The following is a 26,355-nucleotide window of genomic DNA, read 5'->3' as shown; positions in this document are numbered from 1 at the left end:
CGCGTCCGCACCCGTCGTGGAGGCGAAATCCGGCGCGAGAGGAACGGGCGAGGGCATCTCGACGCGGATTGCCGCGGATGAACGAGGCGAACCGCTTCCCGACCGCTCGCCGCCCAGGGCCCGTTAACAGGCGCTGGTGTACAGTCGCCGCAGGCCTCGACCGGGAGTTGCCATGCACCGCGCCCGCCAGCATGCCGAGACCCGCACCCGCGAACGCCGCCGCCGGCTCGCCCACGAAGCGGCGAGGATGATGGCCGAGGGCGGCATCCGCGATTTCCATCAGGCCAAGCTCAAGGCCGCCGACCGGCTCGGGATCCACGACGACGCCTCGCTGCCCCGCAATCGCGAGATCGAGGACGCGCTGCGCGAGTACCAGCGGCTGTTCCTCGGCGAGGCGCAGGCCGACGCGCTGCGCGTCCGGCGCGAGGCCGCGCTGCGCGCACTCGATTTCTTCGCGCCGTTCGATGCACGACTGGTCGGCCCGGTGCTCGACGGCACCGCCGACGCCAACTCGCCGGTCGCGTTGCAGCTCTACAGCGACGATCCGGACGCCGTGCCGAGATTTCTCGAGGAACACGACATTCCGACCGATGCGCGCAGCCGCCGCCTCCGCCTCGACCGCACGCGCGAGGGCGAGTTCCCGGTCTGGGTCTTCAGCGCGGAAGATCTGTCCTTCGACCTGACCGTGCTGCCCAGGCTCGCACTGCGGCAAGCGCCGCTATCGAGCATCGACGAGAAACCGATGCAACGCGCCTCCGCCGCGCAGCTGCGGCGGCTGCTGGCGGACGAGGAAATCGCCGGCTACGAGCAGGACGCTGCATCCGCCAAGGTTTAGATACGGATCAACATTAGATACGACCGGGTCAGCGCCGGTCGAGTGCCAGGTAGTCGCGGGTATCGGCGCCGGTGTAGATCTGCCGCGGACGGCCGATCTTGGCTTCCGGGTCGGTCTGCTGTTCCAGCCAGTGCGCCACCCAGCCGGCGGTACGCGCGATCGCGAACATCACCGTGAACATCTCGGTCGGGATCTTCAGCGCCTTGTAGATGAGGCCGCTGTAGAAGTCGACGTTCGGGTACAGCTTGCGCTGCACGAAATAGTCGTCCTTGAGTGCGGCTTCCTCCAGCTTCAACGCCACCTCGAGCAGCGGATCGTTGACGCCGAGCTCGCCCAGCACCTTGTGGGTCATCTCGCGGATTATCTTGGCGCGTGGATCGAAATTCTTGTAGACACGATGGCCGAAGCCCATCAGGCGGAAGCCGGACTCCTTGTCCTTCGCCTTGGCGATCGCGCTCTCCACCTTGTCCGGCGTGCCGATCTCCTCGAGCATCTTCAGCACCGCCTCGTTGGCGCCGCCGTGCGCCGGCCCCCACAGCGCGGCGATCCCGGCGGAGACGCAGGCGTAGGGATTGGCGCCGGTGGAACCGACCAGGCGCACGGTCGAGGTCGAGGCGTTCTGCTCGTGGTCGGCATGCAGGATGAACAGCAGATCCAGCGCCTTGGCCACCACCGGGTTCATCTGCAGCGGCTCGCTCGGCACCTCGAACATCAGGTGCAGGAAACGCGAGACGTAGTCGAGATTGTTGCGCGGATAGCGGATCGGCCAACCGATCGAATAGCGGTAGGCCGCCGCCGCGATCGTCGGCACCTTGGCGATCAGGCGGACCGCGGCCATGCGTCGCTGTTCCGGATCGTTGAGATCCAGGGTGTCGTGATAGAACGCCGACAGCGAGGCGACCGAGCCGCACAGCATCGCCATCGGATGCGCATCGTGGCGAAAGCCGTTGAGGAAACTCTTCAATGCCTCATGCATCATCGTGTGATGCGTGACTTCGTGGTTGAAGGCCTCGAACTGCTTCGCGTCCGGCAGCTCGCCGTTGATCAGCAGGTAGGCGACCTCGAGGAAGCTGGACTTCTCGGCCAACTGGTCGATCGGATAGCCGCGGTACAGCAGCACGCCGGCATCGCCGTCGATATAGGTGATCGCGGATTTGCACGACGCCGTGGCGGTGAAGCCCGAATCGTAGGTAAAGCAACCGGTCTCTTTCGGCAGCCTGGCGATATCGATGCACGGATTGCCGAGCGTTCCGGTGAGCACCGGCAACGTGACCGACGTGTCGCCGGCGCCCAGCGTGACCTGGTCAAGATCCGACACAGCACACTCCTTTCAGGATCGACGCCACGGGGCTAGGCCATGGCGACGCGGGTGAATCGTGGGAGAACCCGCGGCGCGGCCGCGGGAAATCGAATTATCGCACAAGGCGGCCACCGCCCCGGTCGCAGCGGCCCACCACGGCGCCCACAACGACGACGGCCGCCCGGAGGCGGCCGTCGATAGCCGTGCGGCGGCGGCGAAAGCCGCGGCCTCGGTTCTGGTTCGGGCGTGCGTCGCGATCTACGCCGCTCCATGCGACTGCCGGCTACTTGTTGGCGTAGCGCCTGCGGAACTTGTCGACGCGGCCGCTGGTATCCATGATCTTGTTGTGGCCGGTGTAGAACGGGTGCGAGGCCGACGAGACTTCGATCTTGACCAGCGGATACTCGTTGCCGTCCTCCCACTTCACCGTCTCCTTGGCGGAGCTGGCGAGGGTGGAACGGGTGAGAAACCTGAAATCGGAAGTCACGTCCTGGAACACGACTTCGCGGTAGTCGGGGTGGATCTCGGCCTTCATGGCGGCACCGGAAATTGCGGGAAGCCGAGCATTATAGCCACCGCCCTCGCCCTCTGCAATGGGTTGGCGCGGCGCACTCATCCGGCAGCGAGCGCTGCCCGGATCAGGCGCTGGAACCGCTCCTGGTCGTAGCGCATCAGGATCCTGGCATTGTCGGGGGCGCCCTCCTGCCGCAACCAGTCGACCACGGTGGCGCCGCGGGTATGGCGACCGTCCAGTTCCACCGCGACCGGACGCTCCACGGTCTCCAGGGCGCCGTCCGGCTCGAGTGCCCACGCCATCGCCAGCGCGTCGGCGGAATGCCACAGGTCGCCGCGGCGGTCGGCCGACCACAGCCGGGTCTGCCGGGAGATCGCCTCGTAGAAGGCCGCCCGGGGCGAGTCCGCCCGCAGCCAGCGTTCGGCCTCGACGTGCTGGAATCCATGCGCAATCACCGCCTCCCAGTCTGCCAGGTCGAAGCGCGGAAAGCCGTCGAACACGATCCGCGCGGCCTCGGGGTCGAAGGCGATGTTGAACTCCGCTGCCGGGGTGATGTTGCCGTGCGCGGTAACTGCCCCGCCCATCACCACCAGGCGGGCGATGCGCTGCGGCAGGGTCGGATCGAGCTTCAGGGCCAGCGCCAGGTTGGTCAGCGGACCCAACGCCACCAGCAGCAGGCGGCCGGCGTGGACCTGCGACAGGCGCAGGATCGCCAGTGCGGCGTGTTCGGATTCGGCCTGGCGCCCGGCGGGCGCGTAGTCGATGTCGCCGAAGCCGTCGCGTCCGTGCACGTAGGCCGCGTCCCGTGCCGGGTGCAGCAACGGCGCCGCCGTGCCCGCGTACACGGGCACGGCGGCATCGCAAACCTCCGTCAGCTTGAGCGCGTTGGCGACGGTGTGCCGGAGACCGACATTGCCGGCGGCGACGGTCAGGCCGACCACCCGATGCGCCGGATCATTGAAGGCGGTCAGCAGCGCGAGGGCGTCATCGACACCCGGGTCGGTATCGATGAGCAGGGGAATACGATCGTCCATCCGGCATTATCCCCCTGACCCACCCTGCATTGTCCATGCCGGCAGGATTGGGAACGGCACCGGGCGCAAAAAGCTGCCGGGCCGAGGCTGGCTCCCGCCGATGTCCCGGCGCGCATGAGTTGCGCTTCGGTCATGCTGCCAAGCCATGGTCGCGGGCATACGCATAGAGCTGGCTGTGATTGTCGACGCCGAGCTTGCGCATCGCGTCGCTTTTCTGGCGGCTGATGGTCTTGACGCTGCGCGACAGCCGTGCGGCGATCGCGGTGACCGACAGTCCGTGCACGAACAGCCGCACCACTTCCGCCTCGTGCGGCGAAAGGCCTGCCGACCCATCCGCCAGCGTGCCGGCATGCAGTCGCTTGCGTAGTTCCTGGCTGACGTATCGGCGTCCGTTGACGACGCTCTGTATCGCCTGCAACAGCTCTTCGATCGACGCCAGCTTGCCCACCAGCCCATGGATGCCGACATCGAGCATCGCCTGCAACAGCGCGGGATTCTCGATCATCGTCAGCACCACGACACGCAGCGACGGCCACTGCCGCCGCAGCGCCTGCAACAGCGGAATGCCGTCGCAGCTCCGCTCGTCATCGCTCGGCATCGAGAAGTCGGTGATCACGACATCGCAGCCCGGGTTCTGCGCCAGCAGCGCCAGCAAAGCGCGCCCGTCCCCGGCCTCGGCGACGATCTCCACATCCATCGTGGATCTTTCGAGCTGCGCCCGCACGCCGGCGAGCACGACGGGATGGTCGTCGGCGAGGCATATTTTCAACGCTTTGTGCATGCTCCCCCCGGCTACGCACAGTCGTTTCCCCGCGACTGCGCCGGTAGACTAATACGCGAGATGCACACGCTACCGCAAGGCGCATCCGGTGACGGCGATCACGGCGACACCCATTCCGACGCATACGGCCATGGCTCCTGTCGCAATGTCCCATCGACTTGCTGCCGCACGCCCGATCGGAACCGGACGCGCGTCCCTGTATGACGCTCTCAATCCTGCATCGGACGCCACTCGTCACCCGCGCGACACCGCGCATCCGGACGCCGGCAAAAACTGTGACGCTTATCGCGACGTCGCACGGAGAAACTGCATACATCGACTATGTCGCCGTGGATCCAAGTCCCTCTTCAACGCAAGCGAGGCGCAATGGTTCGTCTCATCGATCCGTCTTCGGTCGTCCATCGCCGTCGACGCAACGCCGCGGTCGGACAACGCGATCCGGCTACGACGCTACGCGCCGCCTTCGGCCGCCGCTATCCATCGCTGTCGCAACGAGCCGCCGTGGGATGGTGGGCACGGCACGCTCGCGCGCTCGTCAAGCAACGCGTCGCCGGTTCCACGGCACGTGAGGATGACCGCTGGCCCATGCGAACCGCCGGGTACCGGCTTCGTCTGCGCGTGTGGCGATACGGCCGCATCGCTGCGACTGGTGGTGGCGTACCTCAGCACCATTGGTCCATCACGGCGAGCACATACCCGGACCCGCAACTGATGCGCGATGTCTTCGGCACCAGGCAGGCGACCGCCGCGGCGGTCGCCTTGCTGGTGGACGTGACCCGCACCGATCTCGCCGAACTCCGGCGCTGCTCGCGCCTGGGCGACCGTGCGACCGCCGCGGACCGGCTGCATCGCATGCTCGGCGGTCTCGGTGCTCTGGGGCGTTCGCCGCTGATCGACGACGGCCGCGCGCTGCTGGCGGCACTGCGCACCGGCCACGCCAGGGCGGATCACGCGATGCTCCTGAAATTCGCCGCAAGGCTCGATGCACTGCTCGAGCGCCTGGATACCCGCTCCAACGAGGAAGCCGCAACGACGACCGATGGCGTTCAAGATCGGGAAGCATGCGAAGCAGCCCGGCAACGGACACCCTGCTCCTCTACCGCGGATCACGCCCCCGCATAACGCGCGGCGCCGCCGATCCAGCGCTCGATCAGGCGATCGGCGACCGCCGGCGCCTTGTGCAGCAGGCGATCGCCGATGCCGTGCACTACCGGCAGCAGGTCGGCGTCGCGCGCAAGGTCGGCGACGCGGAACGCGGCCAGGCCGGTCTGCCGGGTACCGAGCAGTTCGCCCGGGCCGCGCAGCTCGAGATCCTTCTCCGCGATCACGAAGCCGTCGTTGGTCTCGCGCAGGGTCGCCAGGCGCTGCCTGGCCGTCTGCGACAACGGCGGCTGGTACAGCAGCACGCAGCTGGACTCGGCGCTGCCGCGCCCGACCCGTCCCCGCAGCTGGTGCAGCTGCGACAGGCCAAGGCGCTCGGCATTCTCGACGATCATCAGCGACGCGTTGGGTACGTCGACCCCGACTTCGATCACCGTCGTCGCCACCAGCAGATCGATCTCGCCGTTCTTGAAACGGCGCATCGCGTGCTGCTTGTCGGCGGCCTTCATCCGCCCGTGCACCAGGCCGACACGCAGCTCCGGCAAGGCCGCGCAGAGCGCCTCGAACGTGCCCTGCGCCGCCTGCGCCACCATCTCGGAGCGCGCCCCGCTGCCGGCGGCCGATCCGGCCTCGCCCGGCTTGTCGTTGTCCTCTTCGATCAAGGTGCAGACCCAGTACGCCTGACGCCCTTCGGCGCAGGCGCCACGGATGCGCTCGATCAGTTCCGGCCGCCGCTGGGCGCTCAGCGCCACCGTACGCACGGGGGCACGTCCCGGCGGCAGCTCGTCGATCGCGGAGACATCGAGATCGGCGTAGGCGGTCATCGCCAGCGTGCGCGGGATCGGCGTGGCGGTCATCACCAATTGATGCGGCACGCGTCCGCCTTCGGTGCCCTTGTCGCGCAGCGCGAGGCGCTGGTGCACGCCGAACCGGTGCTGCTCGTCGACGATCACCAGCCCCAGGTTGCGGAACGCCACCCCCTCCTGCATCAACGCATGCGTGCCGACGACGACCTGCAGCGTGCCGTCCGCGATGGCGGCCCGCGCCTGCGTGCGCGCCTTGCCCGCCACCTTGCCCGCCAGCCAGCCGACCCGCACGCCGAGCGGCTCCAGCCAGGCACGGAAGCTCGCCAGGTGCTGCTCGGCCAGCAGCTCGGTCGGCGCCATCAATGCCACCTGTGCGCCGGACTCGACCGCCAGCAGCGCCGCCAGCGCGGCGACGACGGTCTTGCCGCTGCCGACATCGCCCTGCACCAGCCGCAGCATCGGCACTGGTCGGCGCAGGTCGCGGACGAGCTGGTCGAAGACCCGCTGCTGCGCGCCGGTCAGCGCGAACGGCAGCGCCGCGCGCAGGCGATCGGCCAGGGCGCCGGCCTTGGCGAACGCCGGCGCGGCATGGCGCTGCAGCGTGATGCGCTGGCGCCGCAGGCTCAGGTGATGGGCGAGCAGTTCCTCCAGCACCAGCCGCCGCTGCGCCGGATGCGTCCCGGCCAGCAGCGCGGCGACGTCGGCGTCGGGCGGCGGATGGTGCGCGGTCAACAGGGCGGCGCGCAGCGAAGGCAGGTGCCGCTCGCGCAGCACCGCTTTCGGCAACAGTTCCAGCGTGTCGTCGTCCGGGAGCCGTTCGAGCGCCTGCCGGATCAGGCGGCGCATCGTCGCGGCGCCGACGCCTTCGATCTGCGGATAGACCGGATCGAGGCGCTCGCCGAGTCCGGGCTGCTCCTCGTCGCCGAGCAGGCGGTAGGTCGGATGCACCATCTCCAGTCCGTGCTGGCCCGGACGCGGCGTGCCGTAGCAACGGACCCGGGCACCGACACGGAACTGCGCGACCTGCGTCGCGCGGAAATGGAAGAACCGCAGCACCAGCGTCGCCCGCGAATCGTCGCCGAGCGCGACCCGCAGCGACGGCCGGTAGCGGAAGCCGCGCTCGACCGCCTCCACCACGCCTTCCACCTGGACCGGCATTCCGGGCTGCAGGCCGCGGATCGGCGCGAGCCGGGTGCGGTCCTCGTACCGTCGCGGCAGCTGCAACCACAGGTCCTGCAGCGTCAGCAGCCCGCGCGCGGCCAGTTTTTCCGCGGTCCGCGCACCGACGCCGGCCAGCGTCGAGAGCGGCGTGCGCGCAGGATCGGCGGGATCGGTGGATTTAGGGGAGGCCGGCATCGTTCAAGCATGCCGTGAACGCGGGCGAAGGCAACCCCCTCGGCTAGGAAAACGACTTCGGCACGACGGCCGCATCCATGTGCTGCGGCGTCAGCGCAACACCATCACCGCGTCGACCTCGAACACCGCGCCACGCGGCAACGCCGACACCTCGATGGTGGAACGCGCCGGGTACGGGTCCGCGAACACTTCCGCCATGATCGCGTTGACCATCGAAAATTCGTCCAGGTCGGTGAGGTAAAGCCCGACCCGCACCACGTCGTCGAGCGAACCACCGGCGGCGACGCAGACCGCCTCGAGATTCGCGAATGCGCGCCGCGCCTGTGCCTCGATGCCGCCGGCGACCAGTTCACCGCTTTCGGGATCGAGCGCGATCTGCCCGGACAGGAACACGATATCGCCGACCCGCGCGGCCTGCGAGTACGGCCCGATGGCGGCGGGCGCGCGGTCGGTGCTGACGGGAGTGCGGGGCATGGCAGGGCTCCTGAGAACGCGGATGGTTGCGAGAGAGATGGATTGTAGCGGCGGCCCGGGCGCTGGGTGTCCCGAATCCCGAATCCCGAATCCCGTATCCCCAATCCCGTATCCCCAATCCCCAATCCCCAATCCCGACCCTTAAAGCCGCTGCACCCCATGCACCACGCCCAGACGTCGGCATCGGCGGATCACGTCGGCCAGGTGCTTGCGGTTGCGGACCTCGATCGAGAACCGGATCGCGGCGATGTTGCTGTCGCGCTCGAGATAGTCAACGCCATCGATGTTCGACTCCGCCTGCGCGATCGCGGCCGCCACCTGGGCGAGCACGCCCGGGCGGTTCTCCACCTCGATCCGCAGCGCCACGTTGTAGTCGCCCGCCACCTCGCGGTCCCAGCCGATCGACACCCAGCGCTCGGGCGACTTGCGGTAGTCGGCGACGTTCGGGCATTCCATGCGATGCACCACGATGCCCTTGCCGGCCGTGTGATAGCCCATGATCTCGTCGCCGGGGATCGGCATGCAGCAGTTGGCGAACGTGATCACGCCGCGCTCATTGCCGGTGATCAGGATCCGGTCGCCGGTCCGCGACGGATCGCCGGCGTCGCGGCCGCCCTCCGCGCCCGACCCGGCGCCGTGCCGCGCCAACGATTGCGCCACCTGCGCCGGCATCCGGTTGCCGAGCGCGATGTCGGCGAGCAGCTCCTCCAGGCGCCGGTAGCGGAACTCGCCGAGAAAGGCGTCGAGCCGTTCGGGCGGCAGCCGCTCCAGCGAGCTGCCGATGTCCTCCAGCGACCGGTCGAGCATGCGATGGCCGAGCTGCACCGCATCCTCGTGCTCGAGGTGCTTGAGCTGCTGGCGGATCGCGGTGCGCGCCTTGCTGGTGACCACGAATTCCAGCCATTGCGGCTTCGGCGCCGCCGACTTCGCGGTGATCGCCTCGGCCTGCTGGCCGCTGGCCAGCTTGGTGCGCAGCGGCACCAGCTTGCGATCCACGCGCGCGGCCACCGCGTGGTTGCCGACGTCGGTATGCACCGCATAGGCGAAATCGAGCGCGGTGGCGTTGCGCGGCAGCGCCAGGATGTCGCCCTTGGGCGTGAACAGATAGACCTCGTCCGGAAACAGGTCGACCTTGACGTTCTCCAGGAACTCGAGCGAGGAGCCGGTCGAGCGCTGCGACTCCAGCAGGTTCGACAGCCACGAGTGCGCCCGCGTCTGCGCGCTGGTCGGGCTGCCGCCGTGCTTGTAGGCCCAGTGCGCGGCGATGCCGCGCTCGGCGATCAGGTCCATCTCCTCGGTGCGGATCTGCACCTCGATCGGCGAGCCGTACGGTCCGAACAGCACGGTGTGCAGCGACTGGTAGCCATTGGCCTTGGGGATGGCGATGAAATCGCGGAAGCGCCCGTCCAGCGGCTTGTAGACCGAGTGCGCCACGCCCAGCGCGTGATAGCACTCGGCCACCGAACGCACGATGACGCGGAAGCCGAACACGTCCATCACCTGGTCGAAGGTCTTGCCCTCGTGCTGCATCTTGTTGTAGATGCTCCAGGGCGATTTCACCCGCCCGACCAAACGGTACTGCAATCCCTCGTTGGTCAGCCGCTGCGCCAGTTGCGCCTCGATCTTGGCCAGCGCCTCGCGCCGCACCAGCGGCTGCGCGCGGATCCGCTTCTGCAGCACCGCGTGCCGCATCGGGCGCAGCGCGCGGAAGCCGAGGTCCTGCAACTCGGCCTTGATCAGGTTCATGCCCAGCCGCTGCGCGATCGGCGCGTAGACTTCCAGCGTCTCGCGGGCGATGCGCTCGCGCGCTTCCGGCGTCTGCGCGCCAAGCGTGCGCATGTTGTGCAGGCGATCGCCGAGCTTGATCAGGATCACGCGCAGGTCGCGCGCCATCGCCAGCATCATCTTGCGGAAGCTCTCGGCGGCCGCCTCCTGGCGGCTGCCGAAATGCAGCTTGTCCAGCTTGGTGACGCCCTCGACCAGTTCGGCCACCGCCTCGCCGAACTCGCCCGCCAGCGCCTCGCGCGTCAGCGGAGTGTCCTCGATCGTGTCGTGCAGGATCGCCGCGACCAGGGTTTCCAGGTCGACCTTCTGCTCGGCCAGCACCCGCGCAACGGCCACCGGGTGGGTGATGTACGGCTCGCCCGACTTGCGGGTCTGGCCGGCGTGGGCAGCCGCGCCGACGGCCCAGGCGCGGCGCAGCACCTTGCGTTGTTCGGCCGGCAGGTAGTCCGCCGCCTGCTCCAGCGCGAGCATGTACTCGGGCACCGCGTCGTCGGCGGGCACGGGACCGTGCGGCTTGGCGGTTTCGGCGGGGCTCATGGGGGGAGCCTAAAGCGAAAAGCCGGGAATGGGGAATAGGGAATGGGGAATCGTGAATGCGGCGGATGCGACGCCGCCTCGGTCCGTCGCGGTACGCCGTTACACAAAGCCGGGATCGGGGAGTCGCGAGTGCAATGAATGCGACCGCAAAAAAGCAACGGCCCCGCAAAGCGGGGCCATTACAGAGACATGCTGTAGCGAAGGACCAGGTGGAAAAACCCGAAGCAGGACTGCTTTTCCTACTCCCGACTCCCCATTCCCGAATCCCGGCTCTTAAAGATCGTCGCCCTTGGACAGGTCGTCGTCGACGACCACCTCGGCGGCGGCCCATTCCAGCGCCTCGCGCTCCTTGCGCTCGCGCTCGGCCTTGTCGACGGCTTCGATGTAGTCGTTGTCTATGCTGCGCGCGGCGATCTCGCGCAACGCCACCACGGTCGGCTTGTCGTCGTGCTCGCCGTTGTCCAGCTGCGGCTCCACGCCGTTGGCCAGCTGGCGCGCGCGCTTGGCGGCCATCATGACCAGTTCGAAACGGTTGTCGACCACGTCCAGGCAGTCTTCCACGGTGATGCGGGCCATACGGAACTCCCGGCGACCGGCAGGTCGCGCGAATCGTTGATGAAGAGGACAGGAAACTATAGCCGCACGCCAGCTTCTGCGCAAGGTCTGTCTTTATGAATCAACAAGTTGCCGCAATATCCGCGTGCCTTCCGACTCCGGATGCGGGGATCGCCGATGCGGCAGATGCCGATGGGGCATCTGCTCAGCGCGTCGATTCACCCAGCAGCGCCTCGATCAATGCCGCGTGCCGCTCGGCCTGCTGCCGATGCCGCAGGCGGCTGGCGGTGAAGATCGCGCACATCTCGTCGACCGCGGTCGCGAAATCCTCGTTGACGATCACGTAGTCGAACTCGCCGTGGTGCGACATTTCCTCGCGCGCCGCCGCCAGGCGCTGGCGCATGACCTCCTCGCTGTCCTGGCCGCGCTTGCGCATGCGCTCCTCCAGCGCCGCGCGCGACGGCGGCAGGATGAAGATGCTCACCGCATCGGGCACCCGTTCCCGCACCTGGCGCGCGCCCTGCCAATCGATCTCCAGCAGCACGTCGCGCCCGGCCGCCAGTTGCGGTTCGACCGATTGCTTCGCCGTGCCCTTCCAGTCGCCGTGCACCTGCGCGTACTCGAAGAAGTCCCCCGCCGCGATCATGCGCCGGAACTCGTCGGCGGCGATGAAATGGTAGTGCTCGGCATGGCGCTCGCCCGGGCGGGGCGCGCGCGAGGTGAACGAGATCGACAGGCAGATGCCGCGGTCGCGCGCAAGGCACGCGTTCACGATGCTGGATTTTCCGGCGCCCGACGGGGCGGCGACGATGTACAGGGTTCCGCGCATCAGGGCTGGGAATGGGGAAGGGGGAACTGGGAATGGGGGCGAGGCGCCGACAATCGCCACCCCGGCCGACCGTGCTGCCAGTCGAAACCTGTCTTGCTTTTGCTATTCACCATTCCCGATTCCCGATTCCCGATTCCCGGCTACTCGAGATTCTGCACCTGCTCGCGGACCTGGTCGATCAGCACCTTCAGGTCGACCGCGGCCTGCGACGTACGCCGGTCCACCGACTTCGAGCCGAGCGTATTGGCCTCGCGGTTGAACTCCTGCAGCAGGAAGTCCAGCCGCCGGCCGACCGGTTCGCGCTGCGCGAGCACACGACGGATCTCGTCGATATGGCTGTCGAGCCGGTCGAGCTCCTCGTCGACATCGAGCTTCTGCAGCCACAGCACCAGTTCCTGCTCCAGGCGCCCGGGATCGAGCGGCTGCGCCAGATCGGCGATGCGCGCCTCGAGCCGCGCGCGCTGGCCCTCGCGGATCGCCGGCATCATGCCGCGCACCTCACCGGCGAGGCGGGCGATGCCGTCCACGCGTTCGAGGATCGCCGCGACCAGCTTGCCTCCCTCGCGCTCGCGTGCGGCGATGAATCCCGTCAGCACGTCGTCCAGCAAGGCGAGCACCGCCGCCTGCATCGCCGCCGGATCGACGGACTTGGACTGCAGCACACCCGGAAACTGCAACAGCTCGGTGAACTCGGTCCGCAGGTTGGGCAGGCGCGCGTCGAAGGTGTCCGCCAGCGCGGCAAGCTGGTCGAGCATCGCTTCGTTCACCTGCAGCGCGTCCACGCCCTCGGCCGGGCGCAGCCGCAGCACCAGGTCGAGCTTGCCGCGCGATACCTTGGCGGCGACACCCTCGCGCAGCTGCGGCTCGAAGGCGCGCAGTTCCTCGGGCAACCGCACGCCCAGTTCCAGGAAACGATGATTGACCGCGCGCAATTCGCAGCCGAGCGTGCCCCACGGCGTCGAGTGCTCGCCCGAGGCGTAGGCGGTCATGCTTCTGATCATGCGGATCCGGACGACTGGACAGGCGGGCAGTATGCCATCCCGGTCGTCACGGCAGCCGGGCAAGGCGGGATGGGACGGGGTCCGTCTCCCGCCTCCCCTCGCCCGGACTGCTAGACTTTCCCGCCCGCACAACGGTACCCACGCATGACCGCATTTTCCCGTCCAAGCGGCCGCGCGCCCGACCAGTTGCGCGAGATCGGCATCGAGCGCGGCCATACCGTGCACGCCGAGGGCTCGGTGCTGGTCAGTTTCGGCAGCACCCGGGTGCTGTGCACCGCCAGCGTCGAAAACCGGGTGCCTGCATTCCTGCGCGGCAAGGGCGAAGGCTGGGTGACCGCCGAGTACGGCATGCTGCCGCGCGCCACCCACACCCGCAGCGATCGCGAGGCCGCACGCGGCAAGCAGGGCGGACGCACGCTCGAGATCCAGCGCCTGATCGGCCGCTCGCTACGTGCGTGCGTCGACCGCAAGCTGCTCGGCGAGCGCACCATCACACTCGATTGCGACGTGCTGCAGGCCGACGGCGGCACCCGCACCGCGGCAATCACCGGCGCCTACGTGGCCCTGATGGACGCGGTGCGCTGGCTGTCGGCGCGCCGCGAGATCACCCGCGACCCGGTGTTCGGCGCGGTCGCGGCGGTGTCTGTCGGCATCTGGCGCGGCGTGCCCGTGCTCGACCTCGACTACGCCGAGGACAGCGACTGCGACACCGACATGAACGTGGTCATGAACGACGGCGGCGGCTTCATCGAGCTGCAGGGCACCGCCGAAGGACATGCCTTCCGCCGCGACGAACTCGATGCGCTCACCGCGCTCGCCGAGACCGGCATCGCCACGCTGATCGCGAAGCAGCGTGAGGCGCTGGCACAATAGCGTGCCGGACGTCCGGTTCCTCGGGCGCGGTGCGGCTGTTTCTGCGAGGCAATGATGAAGCAGTGTCCTGGCAATGCCGCCCTGGCCGCGATGACGAGGCGGCGCGTCCGCTTCATCGACTCTCCGCGCAGCGAACCCTGCGGCAACGCCGCGGCGTTCGAGGGTGCCGACGGCACTCGCCGGGATCTTCTGGAGCTGCGCCGATGAAGCTGGTGCTGGCCAGCGGCAATGCCGGCAAGCTGGCGGAGCTGCAGGCACTGCTGTCCGGAGGCGGCCATGACGTCCGCACGCAGGCGGAATACGGCGTGGCCGACGTCGCGGAGACCGGCCTCACCTTCGTCGAAAATGCCCTGCTCAAGGCGCGCAACGCCGCACGCGCGACCGGGCTGCCGGCACTCGGCGACGATTCCGGCCTGTGCGTCGATGCGCTCGGCGGCGCCCCCGGCCTGTACTCGGCGCGCTATGCCGGCGGACATGGCGATGCCGCGGCCAACATCGCCAAGCTGCTCGACACGCTGAAGGACGTACCGCAGCCGCGACGCAATGCGCATTTCTACGCGGTGATCGTGCTGCTGCGCCACGCCGAAGACCCGCAGCCGTTGATTGCCGAGGGACTGTGGCGTGGCCGAATCCTCGATGCGCCGCGCGGCACCGGCGGGTTCGGATACGATCCGGTGTTCCTCGACCGGGAACTCGGCCTGAGCGCGGCCGAACTCGACCCGGCGCTGAAGAACCGCATCAGTCACCGCGGCCTGGCACTCGCTGCCATGAAGCAGCGCTTGGCGACGCTCGACAAGCACTCGTAGTCTCGACACATACGGTGCCGCGACCAGAACCAACGCCGCACGGGCGCCGAGCGTGCCGCACCCGATCGCTTGGCGCCCGCCCGGTCTTCGTCGCTCACGTCCGCCCTCATAAACTCTTCTTTTTCCCAAGTTATGCACGATATATATATGACGTGCATCAATAAACTAGTGCTTTCAGAATTTTCTCAATCGAGAAATGCGCCCGAATGATTCAATATGCTCTCGCGTCTTACGCCTGCCCGATATTTTGTGATACGAATGAGCCGCCGTTAATGAAGGCAGTAAAAGCCTGGCAGGCACGGCCAACCAATTTGGAAGGAGAGCAGTTATGCAGATGGCAAAGTACTTGAAATCCATGGTGATTCTCGGCGCACTTTCCGGATACGGCTACTCCACTCCAGCAGCAGCCGAAACCGTCAACTGCACCAACATCACCTCTGTCCCGACGGTCATCACCACCCAAGGGGTCTACTGCCTGAAGCAGCACGTCAGTGCGGCCCTGGCATCCGGCGCGGCGATCACGGTCAATACCAACAACGTGACCATCGACTGCAACGAATTCAAGGTCGGCAACTTGGCGGCGGGACCCGGCACCAATGCGGTCGGCATCCTGGCCACCGCACGCCAGAACGTCAACGTCCGCAATTGCGGGATCCGTGGCTACAGAACGGGTATCCAGATGCTCGACGGCAGCTATCGTGTCGAGGACAACGTCCTCGACTTCAATACCCAGACCGCGATTCACGTCAGCGGCGCCGGGTCGGCCATCCGCGGAAACGAGATCGTGGACACCGGAAACACCGGCCTGCCCGGGGTAACCACGTTCCACGGCATCTTCGGCGAAGGCGATGTCGACGTGATCGATAACCTGATCGACGGCGTCGTGGCGAGCGGCGGCAGCAATGGCACCGCCTACGGCATCCGCACCGATGACATGAATGGCGGCACGGTCAAGGGCAACCGGGTTCGCAATCTGGCCAGGGATGGTACCGGCGCCCGCCGCGGCATCTGGAATGAAAGTGGCGTGCGCAATACCTTCGAGGCCAATACCGTGGTGATGGACGCCGGCGGCCTGCTCGGGGCCGATGCCGGCATCCGCTGCGGAGGCTCCTCGTTGATCCTCAATGGCGCGTTGCGCGACAACACGATCCTCGGCACCGGCGTCCTCGGCGAGGTTTTCGGCCTCATCAATTGCACGTCCATCCAAGGGAACTTCGTCAATCCCCTTTAAGCCACGAGTCGGGAATACGGCAGCTCTGTTGCCGCTTCCACTCACCCGGGCCGGGAGCCACAGCTCCCGGCCTTTTTTGATGCGAAGCAGTGGGCATAACCCGGCACGGCGGGATAGCCGGCAGTGTTGTCCCGAATGCTGCGACCGTACTTTCGAGTTACAGCAATCATGCCATCGACCAAGCTGGATTCCGCTGCAAGCCCTTGCGCACCGATCGCCATAGGAGCGATTGGCGGCAGCGGGACCCGCGTCATCTCCGAAGCCTTCAGGTCGCTGGGCGTGTTCATGGGCAGCGACCTGAACTCGGCCAGCGATACGCTTTGGTTCACGTTGCTGTTCAAGCGGCCGGAGATCCTCGACGCAGGCGATGAAGAGTTCGACCTGCTCACCCGCGCGCTGGTGGCCGGGCTGACCGGCGGTCGGGCACTACCCCCGAATGTCGAGGCGCAAGTCAGAAGCCTGGCGACCGACGACCGTCCCCAGGCAACGGCGGACTGGCTGCAGGATCGGGCGGATTCCCTGATGATGGCTGCAGCGTCACCTCCGCATGGCGGCGCCTGGGGCTGGAAGGAACCCAACACCCATCTGGTCGTGGAGCGCTTGTGGAAGCGCATACCGGACCTGCGCTACGTGCATGTCGTCAGGCACGGACTCGACATGGCGCTCAGCAGCAACCAGAATCAGCCAAGCCTGTGGGGTCCCAAGGTACTGGGCGGGGATGGCACGATGACGCCGGCACGCGCACTCGCCTACTGGTGCTGGGTGCAGCGCCGGACGCAAAGGCTGCTGGCCGACAATCCTGACCGCATGTACTGGCTCGACTACGACGCCCTTTGCCGGGAACCGGAACGCGTGCTCGGCGATCTCCTGCATTTTCTCGGCTTCGACCCGCTTCGCGCTCGCGACCTTGCCGCCCGCATCCATCCGCCAAAAGCGCCCCGGCACGCAACGGTGCCATTGACCCTGTTTTCAGCAGAAGATGTGGATTACGTCAGGTCGCTTGGCTATTCCGTATCGGGCGACCCCTGAATTCCGGCCGCCGCTTGTAGGGTGCAGGGCACGGCCACCTTGAGAAAGCGGCATGCGCGCCAGCGTTCAAGCCCGCAGGCGAGCGCGGCGCGAGCCGCGCGTGTATCCGGCTTCCACGCGCTGCGATCGCCGCTCACGCAACGCGCGCGGCCGTCACTGCACCTGGAAGGTCACGGTCTGCTCGTGCTCGCCGTTGATCGCCAACTCGATCGTGTTCTTGCCGCTCGACCAGCCGTCGGGCTTGCTCAGGCTGATGATGGTCCGTTGCGAGCCCGGCTGGTCGACGCGAACCCCGTAATCGGCCAGCACATCGCCCTCGTTGCTGATCCATTTGGCGTAGATCGTGTACGCGTCGGCTGTTCCTGCACTCTCGACTTCCGCGTAAACCGTATCGGTCGGGGCGAAATGACTCACCGCGGAACCGACCACCTTCTTTTCCATGTCGCCGTAGTCGCTCAGCCTGACCTGCACGATTTCGGCGTCCACCTCGGTGGCGTCCCTGGCATTCAGTTCGGCCGGAAGCGGCGCCGGTGGATCCCGCTCCGCATCGGTGGATGCGGCCGGGCGCGCAGCGGAAGGCGGAGCCGCCTGGGAGGACTTGTCCTCTTCAAGAGCGGCTTCCGGAGCCTCGGGCGAACGCCCGCAGGCGGCCAAACATACGATCAGCAGGGAAAGAGCGGCGGTTCGGATTGTCACGGTGGGCTCCTGGGCTACGACCTGGGGTGCTGGATTCGCGGTCCGGGTGGACCGTCCCGGAATCATCGCATGCGGAAGAGTAATGCACGTCGGAGCGTTCGGCATGGCCGGCATGCATCCAGGCCCCTGGCGATCGGGAGCGCCTACAATTCTCTCCATGGCGAGATCCCAGCTGCCGCTGTCGTCGCATGGACACCTGACGGAGACGGCCGGCGACGGGCTTCTGTGCGTCGCTGCTTGCCGGCGGCTCGCGCCGGTACGTTCCGCTCCGGCACGTGGAATGCCTCTATCAGCAGGGAAACGGCTGCACCATCGGCGGCAGCCGTGCGGTCCAGAACCGGGCCACGGCCGGCGCCGGCTGCCCCGTAGGCTTTCGCCATGTTTGTCGTGATCTGGGAATACGAGATCCGCGCCGACGCGACGGACGCGTTCGAGTCCATGTACGGCGCCGACGGAGCCTGGGTGGCCCTGTTCCGGCAGGCGCCCGGCTATCTCGGCACAGAGCTGCTGCGCGACCGGCGGCCAAGGCGTTATCTCAGCCTCGACCGCTGGGCGACCGAGGCCGACTACGACGCCTTTCTGGCGGCCACCGGTGCGCGCTACGCTGAACTCGACGCCCTGGGCGATGCTCTGACATTGGCCGAGCGCCGCATCGGCCGCTATCGGGCCCCATGCTGATCCCGCCGCCGCTGTCGCTGTACGTGCATCTGCCCTGGTGCGTACGCAAGTGCCCGTACTGCGATTTCAACTCGCACGAGGCGCGAGGCGCATTGCCGTTCGAGGGCTACGTCGACGCGCTGCTGGCAGACCTCGACCACGACCTGCCGCTGGCCTGGGGGCGCACGGTCCATTCCGTGTTCTTCGGCGGCGGCACGCCGAGCCTGTTTCCGGCCGCGGCCATCGACCGGTTCCTGCAGGGCGCCAGCGCGCGCCTGCGCTTCGCGCCGGGGCTGGAGATCACCCTCGAGACCAATCCCGGCACCGCCGAGCATGGCCGTTTCGAGGACTACCGCGCCGCCGGGGTCAACCGCATCAGCTTCGGCATCCAGAGCTTCGACGACGGCTGCCTGCGGCGGCTCGGCCGCATCCATGACAGCGCCGACGCCGAGGCAGCGGTCGGACTGGCGCAGGACGCCGGCTTCGACAACCTCAACCTCGACCTGATGTACGCGCTGCCGGGGCAGTCGCTGGCGATGGCCGAGCACGACGTGGCACGTGCCGTCGCGCTCTCACCGGCACACATCTCGCACTACCAGCTCACGCTGGAGCCGAACACGGTGTTCGCCGCCCGGCCGCCGCAAGGCCTGCCCGACGACGATCTCGCCTGGGACATGCAGGAACGCTGTCAGGCGCTGCTGGCGGCCGCCGGCTACCGCCAGTACGAGGTCTCCGCCTACGCGCGCCCGGGGCGCGAATGCGCGCACAACCTCAACTACTGGCGCTTCGGCGACTACCTGGGCATCGGCGCCGGCGCCCACGGCAAGCTTACCCTCGGTGGCGAGCAGAGCATCCTGCGACGCTGGAAGCTCAAGCACCCGGCCGCCTGGCTGACCGCCGCGGGCAGCGCCGCCGCGATCGGCGGCGACGAACGCATCGCCGAGCCGCGGCGCCCGTTCGAGTACATGCTCAACGCCCTGCGGCTGCTGGAAGGCTTCCGCCTGGACGATTTCGAAGCGCGCACCGGGCTGCCGCGCGCGGCCATCGCCGAGCCGCTGGCGGCGGCCCGCGCACGTGGTTGGCTGGAGGCGGACGGCGGGCGCATACTGCCTACGGCGCTGGGGGGGCGCTTCGGCAATGACGTCATCCAACTGTTCCTGGAAGCACGCGGGCCCGACCGCGGCATTCGCCCGGCCCACGACGCTTGAGCCGGATCGCGGCGATCGGCGCCGCGCCGCGGCAGGCCGCTACCGCGGATACACGGCAAGAAGCCGGATCGCTCCCGCACTCCCGGCGCGGGCCCGGTGGCCGTGAACGCCTCCCCGGACCATGGCGCTCCCCTGCGCCTGGCGTCCGCCAGCCTGCCCGATCGGGTGCGCATGACGCTCGAACGTGCACTGGCGCTGCTCTCCGGCGAGCTGGACCATGGCCTGGGCAGGACGGTGCTGGAGTTCGAACGTGAACTGTTCCGGCTCGCCGACGGCGCCCGCAACCCTGGCCTCGAGTCCGGCTACATGCAGGCGCTGCGCAGTTTCCACCTCCACCGCGCCGATCTGGCGCCGCGCTTCATGGCCGGCCTCGAGTCCGCGCTCGCCGGGCTGCGCCATCCGCCGGCCGCGCACGCCTTCCGGCCCGAGACCGACCAGGTCAGCTTCCGCCACCTGAGCCTGGTCGAGGAGGCGGTGATGGACGAGGACACGGTGTTGCGCGGGATCGCCAGCCGTCAGGAAAATCGCGCGCCGTTGGCCCTGCACTTGCTGGGCCAGCGCTTCGGCGTGCTGGCCGCGGCACCGGCGTTCGATGCCGAGCGCCTGCCGCTGGGCCCGTATTCGCTGTGCCGCGCAATGCGCGACGTCGCGATCGGCCTCGAGATCCACTACGACGCCCGCCTGTTGCTGTACCGGACATTCGACCGCCAGGTACTGTCCGGCTATCCGCAGATGCTCGACCGGCTCAACGCGTCGATGGCCGGCCTGGGCATCCTGCCCGCCCTCACCTTCGTGCCGGTCCGGGCGCGCCCGAGTACGGCCGCCACGAACGAGCCCGGGCCTGCGGGCATTACGGCAGCCGGTGTCGCATCCGCAGCGGCCCCGACGGCCGCCGCCGTGCCGCCGGTCGCACAACGGCCGCATACCGCCTGGATGGGCGAAGCCCGGCAGGTCGCCGGCGGCGAGAACGACGAGGTTGCCTTCGCCCTGCTGCGGCAGCTGCTCTCCAGGCGCCGCGAGTTGATTGGCAAGCTGCGCTCCGAAACGCCGCCGCCCCGGCGCCAGCAGATGAGCACGCCCGACCTGCTGGGCGCGCTGAAGGATCTGCAACGACAGCCGCCGGCGCCCGCCGCCACGCGCACCGGCGTGCACGAGATCAAGCAGGCGGTGCTGGCGCAGACGCGGCAGCTGCGCGGCAGGGGCGTGGGCCTGTCGCCGGAGGACAACGACACCTTCGAACTGCTGGGGATGCTCTACGGGCAGATCGAGAGCGAGATCCGCGACGACGCGCCGACCTCTCCGCTGGTGCACGCACTGCAACTGCCGCTGCTGCGCGCCGCGCTACTGGACCGCGGCTTTTTCCTGCACGGGCACCATCCCGCGCGGCAGCTGCTCGACACCGTCGCCGAAAGCGCCGCAAGCTGGCTGGATCGCAACGAACTCGACCCGCAACTGGTGCCGCTGATGCGGCAGGCGGTCGCCGAGGTGGCCGAAAAGTTCGAGGACGATCCGACGGTCTTCGCCGACGCCAACGCACGGCTGCAGGAACGCCTGCAGCTGCATGCGCGCAAGGCCGAGATGCTGGAGCGGCGCCACGTCGAGGCCGCCCGCGGCAAGGAGAAGCTCGAGATCGCAAAGCTGCGCGCCGCCGAGGCGCTCGAGAACGCGATCGGCGAGCAGCGCCTGCCCAGGTTCGTCCGCGCCCTGCTCAACCAGGCCTGGGTCGACGTGCTGACCCTGACCCTGCTGCGCCAGGGTGGGGACTCCGACGACTGGCAACGGCAGCTCGATGCGACCCGCGGCATCGTCGCCGCCTGCGGATCTGGCGGCGTACCGGAGGATCCGGAACTCATCGCGCACGTCGAGGCCTCGCTCGGCCTGGTCGGCTACCACGGCGAGGAAGCGGCGGTGATCGCGCAGCGGCTCGCCGGCGGCCGCAGCGACAGCGGCGACGATCCGGCCTCGCGCACCGAACTGGCACTGAAGCTCAAGGCGCGCGCGCACCTGGGCGAGGACAAGGCCAAGGCGGCGGCGCCCCGGCTGCCGCCACGCACGCCGACCGAACAGGCACACTATGAACAGCTGCGGGTGATGCCGTTCGGCGCCTGGATCGAGTTCGTCACCAACCAGCAGGGCGACGTGGTGCGGCGGCGACTGTCCTGGTACAGCACCGTCACCGACCATGCACTGTTCGTCAATCAGCGTGGGCAACGCGTCGACGAGCGCTCCCTGGACAGCCTGTCGCGCATGTTCGCCGGCCGCCAGGCGCGCCTGGTCACGGCCCAGCGGGCGCACCTGGTCGACCGTGCCTGGCAGGCCGCCGTCGGCGCATTGCGCAAGTTCGCCGGCCATGGCGACGATGCCGTCGCCGGGGAGGCGCCGGCATGACCCGGGAACTCCGCCGCGCTCGCCGACGTCAGGCGCCCGAAGCGATCATGGTCACCGATGCCATGACCGGCGAGGTGGTCGGCCGCGTCGGCAACCTGTCGGAGACCGGCATGCTGATGATGAGCAGCACCGAACTGGTCGAAGACGCGCTGTACCAGTTCCGCTTCACCCTGACCGGCGCGATGGGCGGCGAACAGACCCTGGAACTGGGTGCGCACCTGCTGTGGAGCGACCGCGCCAGCGCCCCCGGACAGGCCTGGACCGGCTTCCGCTTCATCGGCCTGAGCCAGGAGCAGGGACGCCAATTGCGCCGCTGGGTGGATGCGCCGGACAGCCGTTACGTCTGATCCGCCGGTTTGGGTGGCCGCTGCGATTGCGTCACAATGGCGCTTTCCGGCAGAGCTGACACGGGATCCGATGACTTCCGATCCGGCACCACTTTACGGCGAGCACCTGGCCGCGCTGCAGCAGCGCGCGGAGACCGCGCTGGCCCGCGGCGGTTTCGACCACCTGGTGATTCCCAGCGGCACGATCCATTACCAGGTCTTCGACGACCGCGACTACCCCTATGCGGTCAACCCGCAGTTCAAGGCCTGGGTGCCGCTCACCCGCAATCCCGGCAGCTGGCTGGTCTTCACCCCGGGCCAGCGGCCAAAGCTGATCTACCTGCAGCCGTTCGACTACTGGCACGTGGTGCCGGAGGCGCCTTCCGGCTACTGGCCGGAGCACTTCGAACTGGTGGTGATCCGCAAGCAGGAAGACGCGCGGCAACACCTGCCCGGCGATCCGGCCCGCTGCGCGATCCTCGGCGAGGCGCAGAGCGCGCTCGGCGAGCACGTGCCCAACAACCCGGCACCGGTGCTGGATTACCTGGACTATCACCGCGCGTTCAAGACCCCGTACGAGATCGCGATGATGCGCCAGGCGACCGTGCGCGGCGTGCGCGGCCATCGCGCCGCCGAGCGCGCGTTCCGCGCCGGCGCCAGCGAGTTCGGCATCCACCTGGCCTACTGCCAGGCCGCCGGCCAGGACACCGTCGAGCTGCCGTACAACAACATCGTCGCGCTCAACGCGCACGGCGCGGTGCTGCACTACACCGAACTCGGGCGGATTCCGCCGAAGCCGCTGCACAGTTTCCTGATCGACGCCGGCGCCAGCTTCGGCGGCTACGCCTGCGACATCACCCGTACCTACGCCAGCGACACCGACGGCGAGTTCCAGGCGCTGATCGAGGCGGTCGACGGCGTGCAGCAGCGGCTCTCTGCCGACTTCCGCGCCGGCCGGGACTATCGCCAGCTGCACCTGGACGCGCATCTCGCACTCGCCGGGGTGCTCCAGGAATTCGGGGTGCTGAAGGTTTCACCGGAAGCGGCGCTGGAGACCGGCGTCAGCGCGAAGTTCTTCCCGCACGGGCTCGGCCACGGCATCGGCCTGCAGGTGCACGACGTCGCCGGCTTCGCCGAATCCGACCGGGGCGGCACCATCGCCAGGCCCGAAGGCCACCCCTACCTGCGCCTGACGCGGACGCTGCAGCCGGGCATGGTGGTGACCAACGAGCCCGGCCTGTACTTCATCGACCTGCTGCTCGAGGAATTGCGCGGAAGCGCGCATGCCGACGCGGTGGACTGGGAACGCATCGAGGCCTTCCGGCCGTTCGGCGGGATCCGCATCGAGGACGACCTGGTCGTCACCGAGGGCGAACCGGTCAACCTGACCCGCGAGATCTTCGCCGAAGGCCGGTAACGATCGCCGGTTCGGCGCGTGGCGGCTAGCTGCGCGCCGCATCCGACATGAAGGCCTCGATCTCGTCGGCGCTGCGCGCCAGGCCATCGGTCAGCAGCGCATGGCCATCGCGGGTAATCACCAGATCATCCTCGATGCGAATGCCGATGCCGCGCCATTTCGCCGCCACGCCGTCATCGTCCGGCGGCACGTAGAGGCCGGGCTCGACGGTGAACGCCATGCCAGGCTCCAGCAGGCGCGACTCGCCGTCGACGCGATATTCGCCGACGTCGTGCACGTCCAGCCCGATCCAGTGGCCGGTCTTGTGGCGGTAGTAGCGCTTGTAGCTGCCGCCGGCCAGATGCTTTTTCAGCTTGCCCTTCAGCAGCCCCAGTCGCAGCAGGCCCTCGGTGAGCGTCGCCACCGCGGCGTCGTGCACGGCCTCGTAGGGCACGCCGGGCCGCGCCTGGCCGATGGCGGCGGCCTGGGCGGCGGCAACCAGGTCGTGCAACGCCCGCTGCGGCTCGGTGAAGCGGCCGCCGACCGGGAAGGTGCGGGTGATATCCGCGGCATAGCCCCTGTACTCGGCGCCGGCGTCGATCAGCACCAGGTCGCCGTCGGCTGACTGCGCGGCATTGGCGCGGTAGTGCAGCACGCAGGCATTGGCCCCGGCACCGACGATGCTCTCGTAGGCGGGGAACGCATCATGACGGCGGAACTCGTATTCCAGTGCCGCCTGCAGCTCGTACTCGTGCACACCCGACCGCGCCGCGCGCATCGCCGCCTGGTGCGCGCGCACGCTGATCGCGGCAGCGCGGCGCATCAGCCTGATTTCGTCGCGCGACTTGAACAGGCGCATTTCGTCGAGCAGGTGGCCGAGTTCCAGAAACTCGTGCGGCGGCTGCGCGCCCAGCCGCACCTGCGCGCGCACGCGATTGAGCCAGCCGATCAGCTTGAGGTCGAAGTCGGTGTCGCGGCCGAAGTGGTAGTAGACGCGGGTGCGTCCTTCGAGCAGGCCCGGCAGGATCTCGTCGAGATCGTCGATCGGATAGGCGTCGTCCATGCCCATCGCGTCGACCGCGCCCTCCGGGCCGACCCGCGGCCCGTCCCAGCGCTCCCGGTCGGGATCGCGCTCGCGGCAGAACAACAGCGACTCGCCATGCCGGCGCCCGGGGATCAGCACCAGCACCGCCTCCGGCTCGGCGAAACCGCTCAGGTACCACAGGTCCGAATCCTGCCGGTACGGGTAGTGGGTATCGCGGCTGCGAACCCGTTCCGGCGCCGAGGGCACCACCACGATCGCATCGTTGCCGGCCATGCGCATCAACTGCCGGCGACGGCGGGCATAGGCGCTCGTTGAAATACCGGTGGCGAGGGTCATTGGATCGTCGTCGAAACGTGAGGTCTGCGGGGCATGGTCGAACCGGTTCCGGCGGACCGATGCACGGTCCGCACGACCGGAACGTTAGTTCAGCCGCTGGCGATGGCGCGGACCGAGGGCGCAGTCGCCGTGCAGCAGCAGTGCGGCGACGCGTACGAACTCCTCGATTTCCGCCAGCGCCGCCTCGTCCTCCTGGTCGCCGCCGTCCTGCGGGCTGGCCGCCGCCAACTTCGCCAGGTCCGCCAGCGCCTCCTTCGTCTCTTCCGACAGCGGAGGCGCCTGGCCCGCCGCCAGGCCGAAACCGCCGAGGAAACCGCGGCACCAGTCGAACAGGGCGCCGCTGCGCTCGTACAGCGTCGCCTCGGCATCCGGCAGCAGCAGTTCGAACCCGAAGCTGCGGTCCTCGAGCTGCGCCACGCTCGCCCGGCGCAGCTGCTCCAGGGTTTCGTCCGGAGGCGCCGGCAGGCTGTCGTCGACCAGCACCCGCTGCAGCCACTCCGGCCCATCGGCACCGCCGCCGGCCAGCCACCCGCACAGCCCGCCGTGCAACTCCGCGGCGCTGACGCCCAATCCGGCCGTACGGCAGGCGTTCTGGACATCGCGCTGGGAAGGCAGCGAATCGGACAAGGCGGTCGGCTCGGATCGGGTGGGGGCACAGTGTAACAACGCATACGCAGCCGCCGTCCCGCCCACACTGCACCGGGATGTGCGATACGACGCACAGATACGGCTTCCGTCGCAGCATCGGTGCGACAAGATCCCGTGTTCCCGCTCGCGCAGCGGCCGGACCCGAACCGCTGCCCGGACTTGACCCGCGACCAGGCGCGACATGGCCGGCCCCCACCGCCGCCGCGTCTTGACCACCCCCCGCCGGCTGCCTATCGTGCCGTCATGGACAACCTCGATCCGATCGCCCAGCTCCGCGCCGTTGTCGCGCGCGTCGACGATCTGGTCGCACGCAACCGGCGGCTGTACGAGGAGAACCGCAGCCTGCGCCAGCAGCACGAGCAGCTGGCCAACGATCGTTCGCAGTTGTTGGCCAAGAACGAGCAGGCACGTTCGCGGGTGGAGGCGATGATCGCCCGCCTGAAGTCGCTGGAGCAGCACACGTGAGCGCCGCCAGCGAGCCGGTCAGCGTCCGCGTCCTCGACCGCGAGTACACCGTCGGCGTCGGCGCCGACGAGCGCGAGGCATTGATGCAGGCCGCCAAGCTGCTCGACACGCAGATGCGGGAGGTGCGCGGCGCCAACCGCATGGCCGCGGTCGACCGCGTCGCGGTTCTCGCGGCACTCAACCTCGCGCACGAACTGCAGCAACTGCGCAACGAGAGCGGGCAGCGCGAACGCGAACTCGCCGGCCTGCTCGACGAGTTGCAGCGCAAACTCGATGGCGCACTGTCGGCGACTGAACCGGGCAGCTGATTCGCGGCGAATCGTTACGCCGCCCGAGCCGCATC

26 protein-coding genes are annotated in these 26,355 nt (G+C 68.5%); 13 read left to right on the top strand and 13 right to left on the bottom strand.

The window, feature by feature from the left end; all coding sequences use genetic code 11:
* Positions 1–172 precede the first annotated feature (172 nt).
* Entirely contained in the window at positions 173–835 is a 663-nt protein-coding gene (locus AB5T46_RS16525; protein ID WP_370565147.1) for a hypothetical protein, read from the top strand.
* Positions 836–863: 28 nt separating this feature from the next.
* On the opposite strand, the gene AB5T46_RS16520 is transcribed toward AB5T46_RS16525, so the two are convergent.
* From AB5T46_RS16520 to AB5T46_RS16505, 4 genes are all read right to left on the bottom strand, one after another.
* Positions 864–2,153, bottom strand: coding sequence for a citrate synthase (locus AB5T46_RS16520; RefSeq protein ID WP_370565146.1), 1,290 nt, complete (start codon positions 2,151–2,153; stop codon positions 864–866).
* A gap of 265 nt (positions 2,154–2,418) precedes the next feature.
* Entirely contained in the window at positions 2,419–2,670 is a 252-nt protein-coding gene (locus AB5T46_RS16515; protein WP_370565145.1) for a type B 50S ribosomal protein L31, read from the bottom strand.
* A gap of 77 nt (positions 2,671–2,747) precedes the next feature.
* On the bottom strand, positions 2,748–3,683 hold the full coding sequence (locus AB5T46_RS16510; RefSeq protein ID WP_370565144.1) for a nucleoside hydrolase: 936 nt from the start codon (positions 3,681–3,683) through the stop codon (positions 2,748–2,750).
* 130 nt (positions 3,684–3,813) lie between these two features.
* Positions 3,814–4,464: a response regulator gene (locus AB5T46_RS16505; RefSeq protein ID WP_370565143.1), complete on the bottom strand. Its 651-nt coding sequence runs from the start codon at positions 4,462–4,464 to the stop codon at positions 3,814–3,816.
* A 366-nt stretch (positions 4,465–4,830) separates the two neighbouring features.
* On the opposite strand from AB5T46_RS16505, the gene AB5T46_RS16500 reads away from it, so the two are divergent.
* Entirely contained in the window at positions 4,831–5,586 is a 756-nt protein-coding gene (locus tag AB5T46_RS16500) for a hypothetical protein (RefSeq protein WP_370565142.1), read from the top strand.
* Here AB5T46_RS16500 and recG read toward each other — a convergent pair.
* The 6 genes from recG to AB5T46_RS16470 form a co-directional block, all read right to left on the bottom strand.
* Positions 5,571–7,727, bottom strand: coding sequence for an ATP-dependent DNA helicase RecG (recG, locus tag AB5T46_RS16495; protein WP_370565141.1), 2,157 nt, complete (start codon positions 7,725–7,727; stop codon positions 5,571–5,573). The genes AB5T46_RS16500 and recG overlap by 16 nt on opposite strands.
* Positions 7,728–7,817: 90 nt before the next feature.
* Positions 7,818–8,201: a Rid family detoxifying hydrolase gene (locus AB5T46_RS16490; protein WP_370565140.1), complete on the bottom strand. Its 384-nt coding sequence runs from the start codon at positions 8,199–8,201 to the stop codon at positions 7,818–7,820.
* 141 nt (positions 8,202–8,342) lie between these two features.
* On the bottom strand, positions 8,343–10,523 hold the full coding sequence (locus tag AB5T46_RS16485) for a RelA/SpoT family protein (RefSeq protein ID WP_370565138.1): 2,181 nt from the start codon (positions 10,521–10,523) through the stop codon (positions 8,343–8,345).
* A gap of 273 nt (positions 10,524–10,796) precedes the next feature.
* Complete coding sequence (rpoZ, locus tag AB5T46_RS16480; protein ID WP_370565136.1) at positions 10,797–11,099, bottom strand: DNA-directed RNA polymerase subunit omega; 303 nt, start codon at positions 11,097–11,099, stop codon at positions 10,797–10,799.
* Positions 11,100–11,283: 184 nt separating this feature from the next.
* Positions 11,284–11,907: a guanylate kinase gene (gene gmk / locus AB5T46_RS16475; RefSeq protein ID WP_370565135.1), complete on the bottom strand. Its 624-nt coding sequence runs from the start codon at positions 11,905–11,907 to the stop codon at positions 11,284–11,286.
* A gap of 140 nt (positions 11,908–12,047) precedes the next feature.
* On the bottom strand, positions 12,048–12,908 hold the full coding sequence (locus AB5T46_RS16470; RefSeq protein ID WP_370565134.1) for a YicC/YloC family endoribonuclease: 861 nt from the start codon (positions 12,906–12,908) through the stop codon (positions 12,048–12,050).
* 144 nt (positions 12,909–13,052) lie between these two features.
* Between AB5T46_RS16470 and rph the strand changes: the two genes are divergently transcribed.
* The 4 genes from rph (at position 13,053) to AB5T46_RS16450 (ending at position 16,847) form a co-directional block, all read left to right on the top strand.
* Positions 13,053–13,781, top strand: coding sequence for a ribonuclease PH (rph, locus tag AB5T46_RS16465; protein WP_370565133.1), 729 nt, complete (start codon positions 13,053–13,055; stop codon positions 13,779–13,781).
* A 203-nt stretch (positions 13,782–13,984) separates the two neighbouring features.
* Positions 13,985–14,587: an RdgB/HAM1 family non-canonical purine NTP pyrophosphatase gene (rdgB, locus tag AB5T46_RS16460; RefSeq protein WP_370565132.1), complete on the top strand. Its 603-nt coding sequence runs from the start codon at positions 13,985–13,987 to the stop codon at positions 14,585–14,587.
* Positions 14,588–14,915: 328 nt separating this feature from the next.
* Positions 14,916–15,818: a hypothetical protein gene (locus AB5T46_RS16455; RefSeq protein WP_370565131.1), complete on the top strand. Its 903-nt coding sequence runs from the start codon at positions 14,916–14,918 to the stop codon at positions 15,816–15,818.
* Between the two features lie 168 nt (positions 15,819–15,986).
* Positions 15,987–16,847 (top strand): sulfotransferase, encoded by an 861-nt coding sequence (locus AB5T46_RS16450; protein ID WP_370565130.1) that lies wholly within the window; start codon positions 15,987–15,989, stop codon positions 16,845–16,847.
* A 153-nt stretch (positions 16,848–17,000) separates the two neighbouring features.
* On the opposite strand, the gene AB5T46_RS16445 is transcribed toward AB5T46_RS16450, so the two are convergent.
* Positions 17,001–17,648 carry a hypothetical protein gene (locus tag AB5T46_RS16445; RefSeq protein WP_370565129.1) on the bottom strand — a complete coding sequence of 216 codons (648 nt, stop codon included), beginning with the start codon at positions 17,646–17,648 and terminating at the stop codon, positions 17,001–17,003.
* Positions 17,649–17,921: 273 nt separating this feature from the next.
* Here AB5T46_RS16445 and AB5T46_RS16440 point away from each other — a divergent pair, with 273 nt between their 5' ends.
* From AB5T46_RS16440 to pepQ, 5 genes are all read left to right on the top strand, one after another.
* Positions 17,922–18,221: an antibiotic biosynthesis monooxygenase family protein gene (locus tag AB5T46_RS16440; protein ID WP_370565128.1), complete on the top strand. Its 300-nt coding sequence runs from the start codon at positions 17,922–17,924 to the stop codon at positions 18,219–18,221.
* Positions 18,215–19,408 carry a radical SAM family heme chaperone HemW gene (gene hemW / locus AB5T46_RS16435; RefSeq protein WP_370565127.1) on the top strand — a complete coding sequence of 398 codons (1,194 nt, stop codon included), beginning with the start codon at positions 18,215–18,217 and terminating at the stop codon, positions 19,406–19,408. Before AB5T46_RS16440 ends, hemW begins: the two co-directional genes overlap by 7 nt.
* A gap of 102 nt (positions 19,409–19,510) precedes the next feature.
* Positions 19,511–21,796 carry a DUF1631 family protein gene (locus AB5T46_RS16430; protein WP_370565126.1) on the top strand — a complete coding sequence of 762 codons (2,286 nt, stop codon included), beginning with the start codon at positions 19,511–19,513 and terminating at the stop codon, positions 21,794–21,796.
* Positions 21,793–22,143, top strand: a complete 351-nt coding sequence (locus AB5T46_RS16425; RefSeq protein ID WP_370565125.1) for a PilZ domain-containing protein — start codon at positions 21,793–21,795, stop codon at positions 22,141–22,143. Before AB5T46_RS16430 ends, AB5T46_RS16425 begins: the two co-directional genes overlap by 4 nt.
* Positions 22,144–22,213: 70 nt before the next feature.
* Entirely contained in the window at positions 22,214–23,539 is a 1,326-nt protein-coding gene (gene pepQ / locus AB5T46_RS16420; RefSeq protein ID WP_370565124.1) for a Xaa-Pro dipeptidase, read from the top strand.
* Positions 23,540–23,564: 25 nt separating this feature from the next.
* Here pepQ and AB5T46_RS16415 read toward each other — a convergent pair whose 3' ends face one another.
* Positions 23,565–24,899: an aminopeptidase P N-terminal domain-containing protein gene (locus AB5T46_RS16415; RefSeq protein WP_370565123.1), complete on the bottom strand. Its 1,335-nt coding sequence runs from the start codon at positions 24,897–24,899 to the stop codon at positions 23,565–23,567.
* A gap of 84 nt (positions 24,900–24,983) precedes the next feature.
* On the bottom strand, positions 24,984–25,526 hold the full coding sequence (locus AB5T46_RS16410; protein ID WP_370565121.1) for a UPF0149 family protein: 543 nt from the start codon (positions 25,524–25,526) through the stop codon (positions 24,984–24,986).
* A 264-nt stretch (positions 25,527–25,790) separates the two neighbouring features.
* Here AB5T46_RS16410 and AB5T46_RS16405 point away from each other — a divergent pair, with 264 nt between their 5' ends.
* Both AB5T46_RS16405 and AB5T46_RS16400 read left to right on the top strand, forming a co-directional pair.
* On the top strand, positions 25,791–26,012 hold the full coding sequence (locus AB5T46_RS16405) for a TIGR02449 family protein (protein WP_370565120.1): 222 nt from the start codon (positions 25,791–25,793) through the stop codon (positions 26,010–26,012).
* A complete protein-coding gene (locus AB5T46_RS16400; protein ID WP_370565119.1) occupies positions 26,009–26,320 on the top strand; it encodes a cell division protein ZapA in 312 nt (103 codons plus the stop codon). The genes AB5T46_RS16405 and AB5T46_RS16400 overlap by 4 nt, the downstream gene beginning before the upstream one ends.
* Positions 26,321–26,355: the final 35 nt, after the last annotated feature.

The sequence above is a fragment of the Luteimonas salinilitoris genome, from assembly GCF_041300785.1.
Lineage (GTDB): Bacteria > Pseudomonadota > Gammaproteobacteria > Xanthomonadales > Xanthomonadaceae > Luteimonas > Luteimonas salinilitoris.
This window is presented reverse-complemented; position numbering and strand designations above follow the sequence as displayed.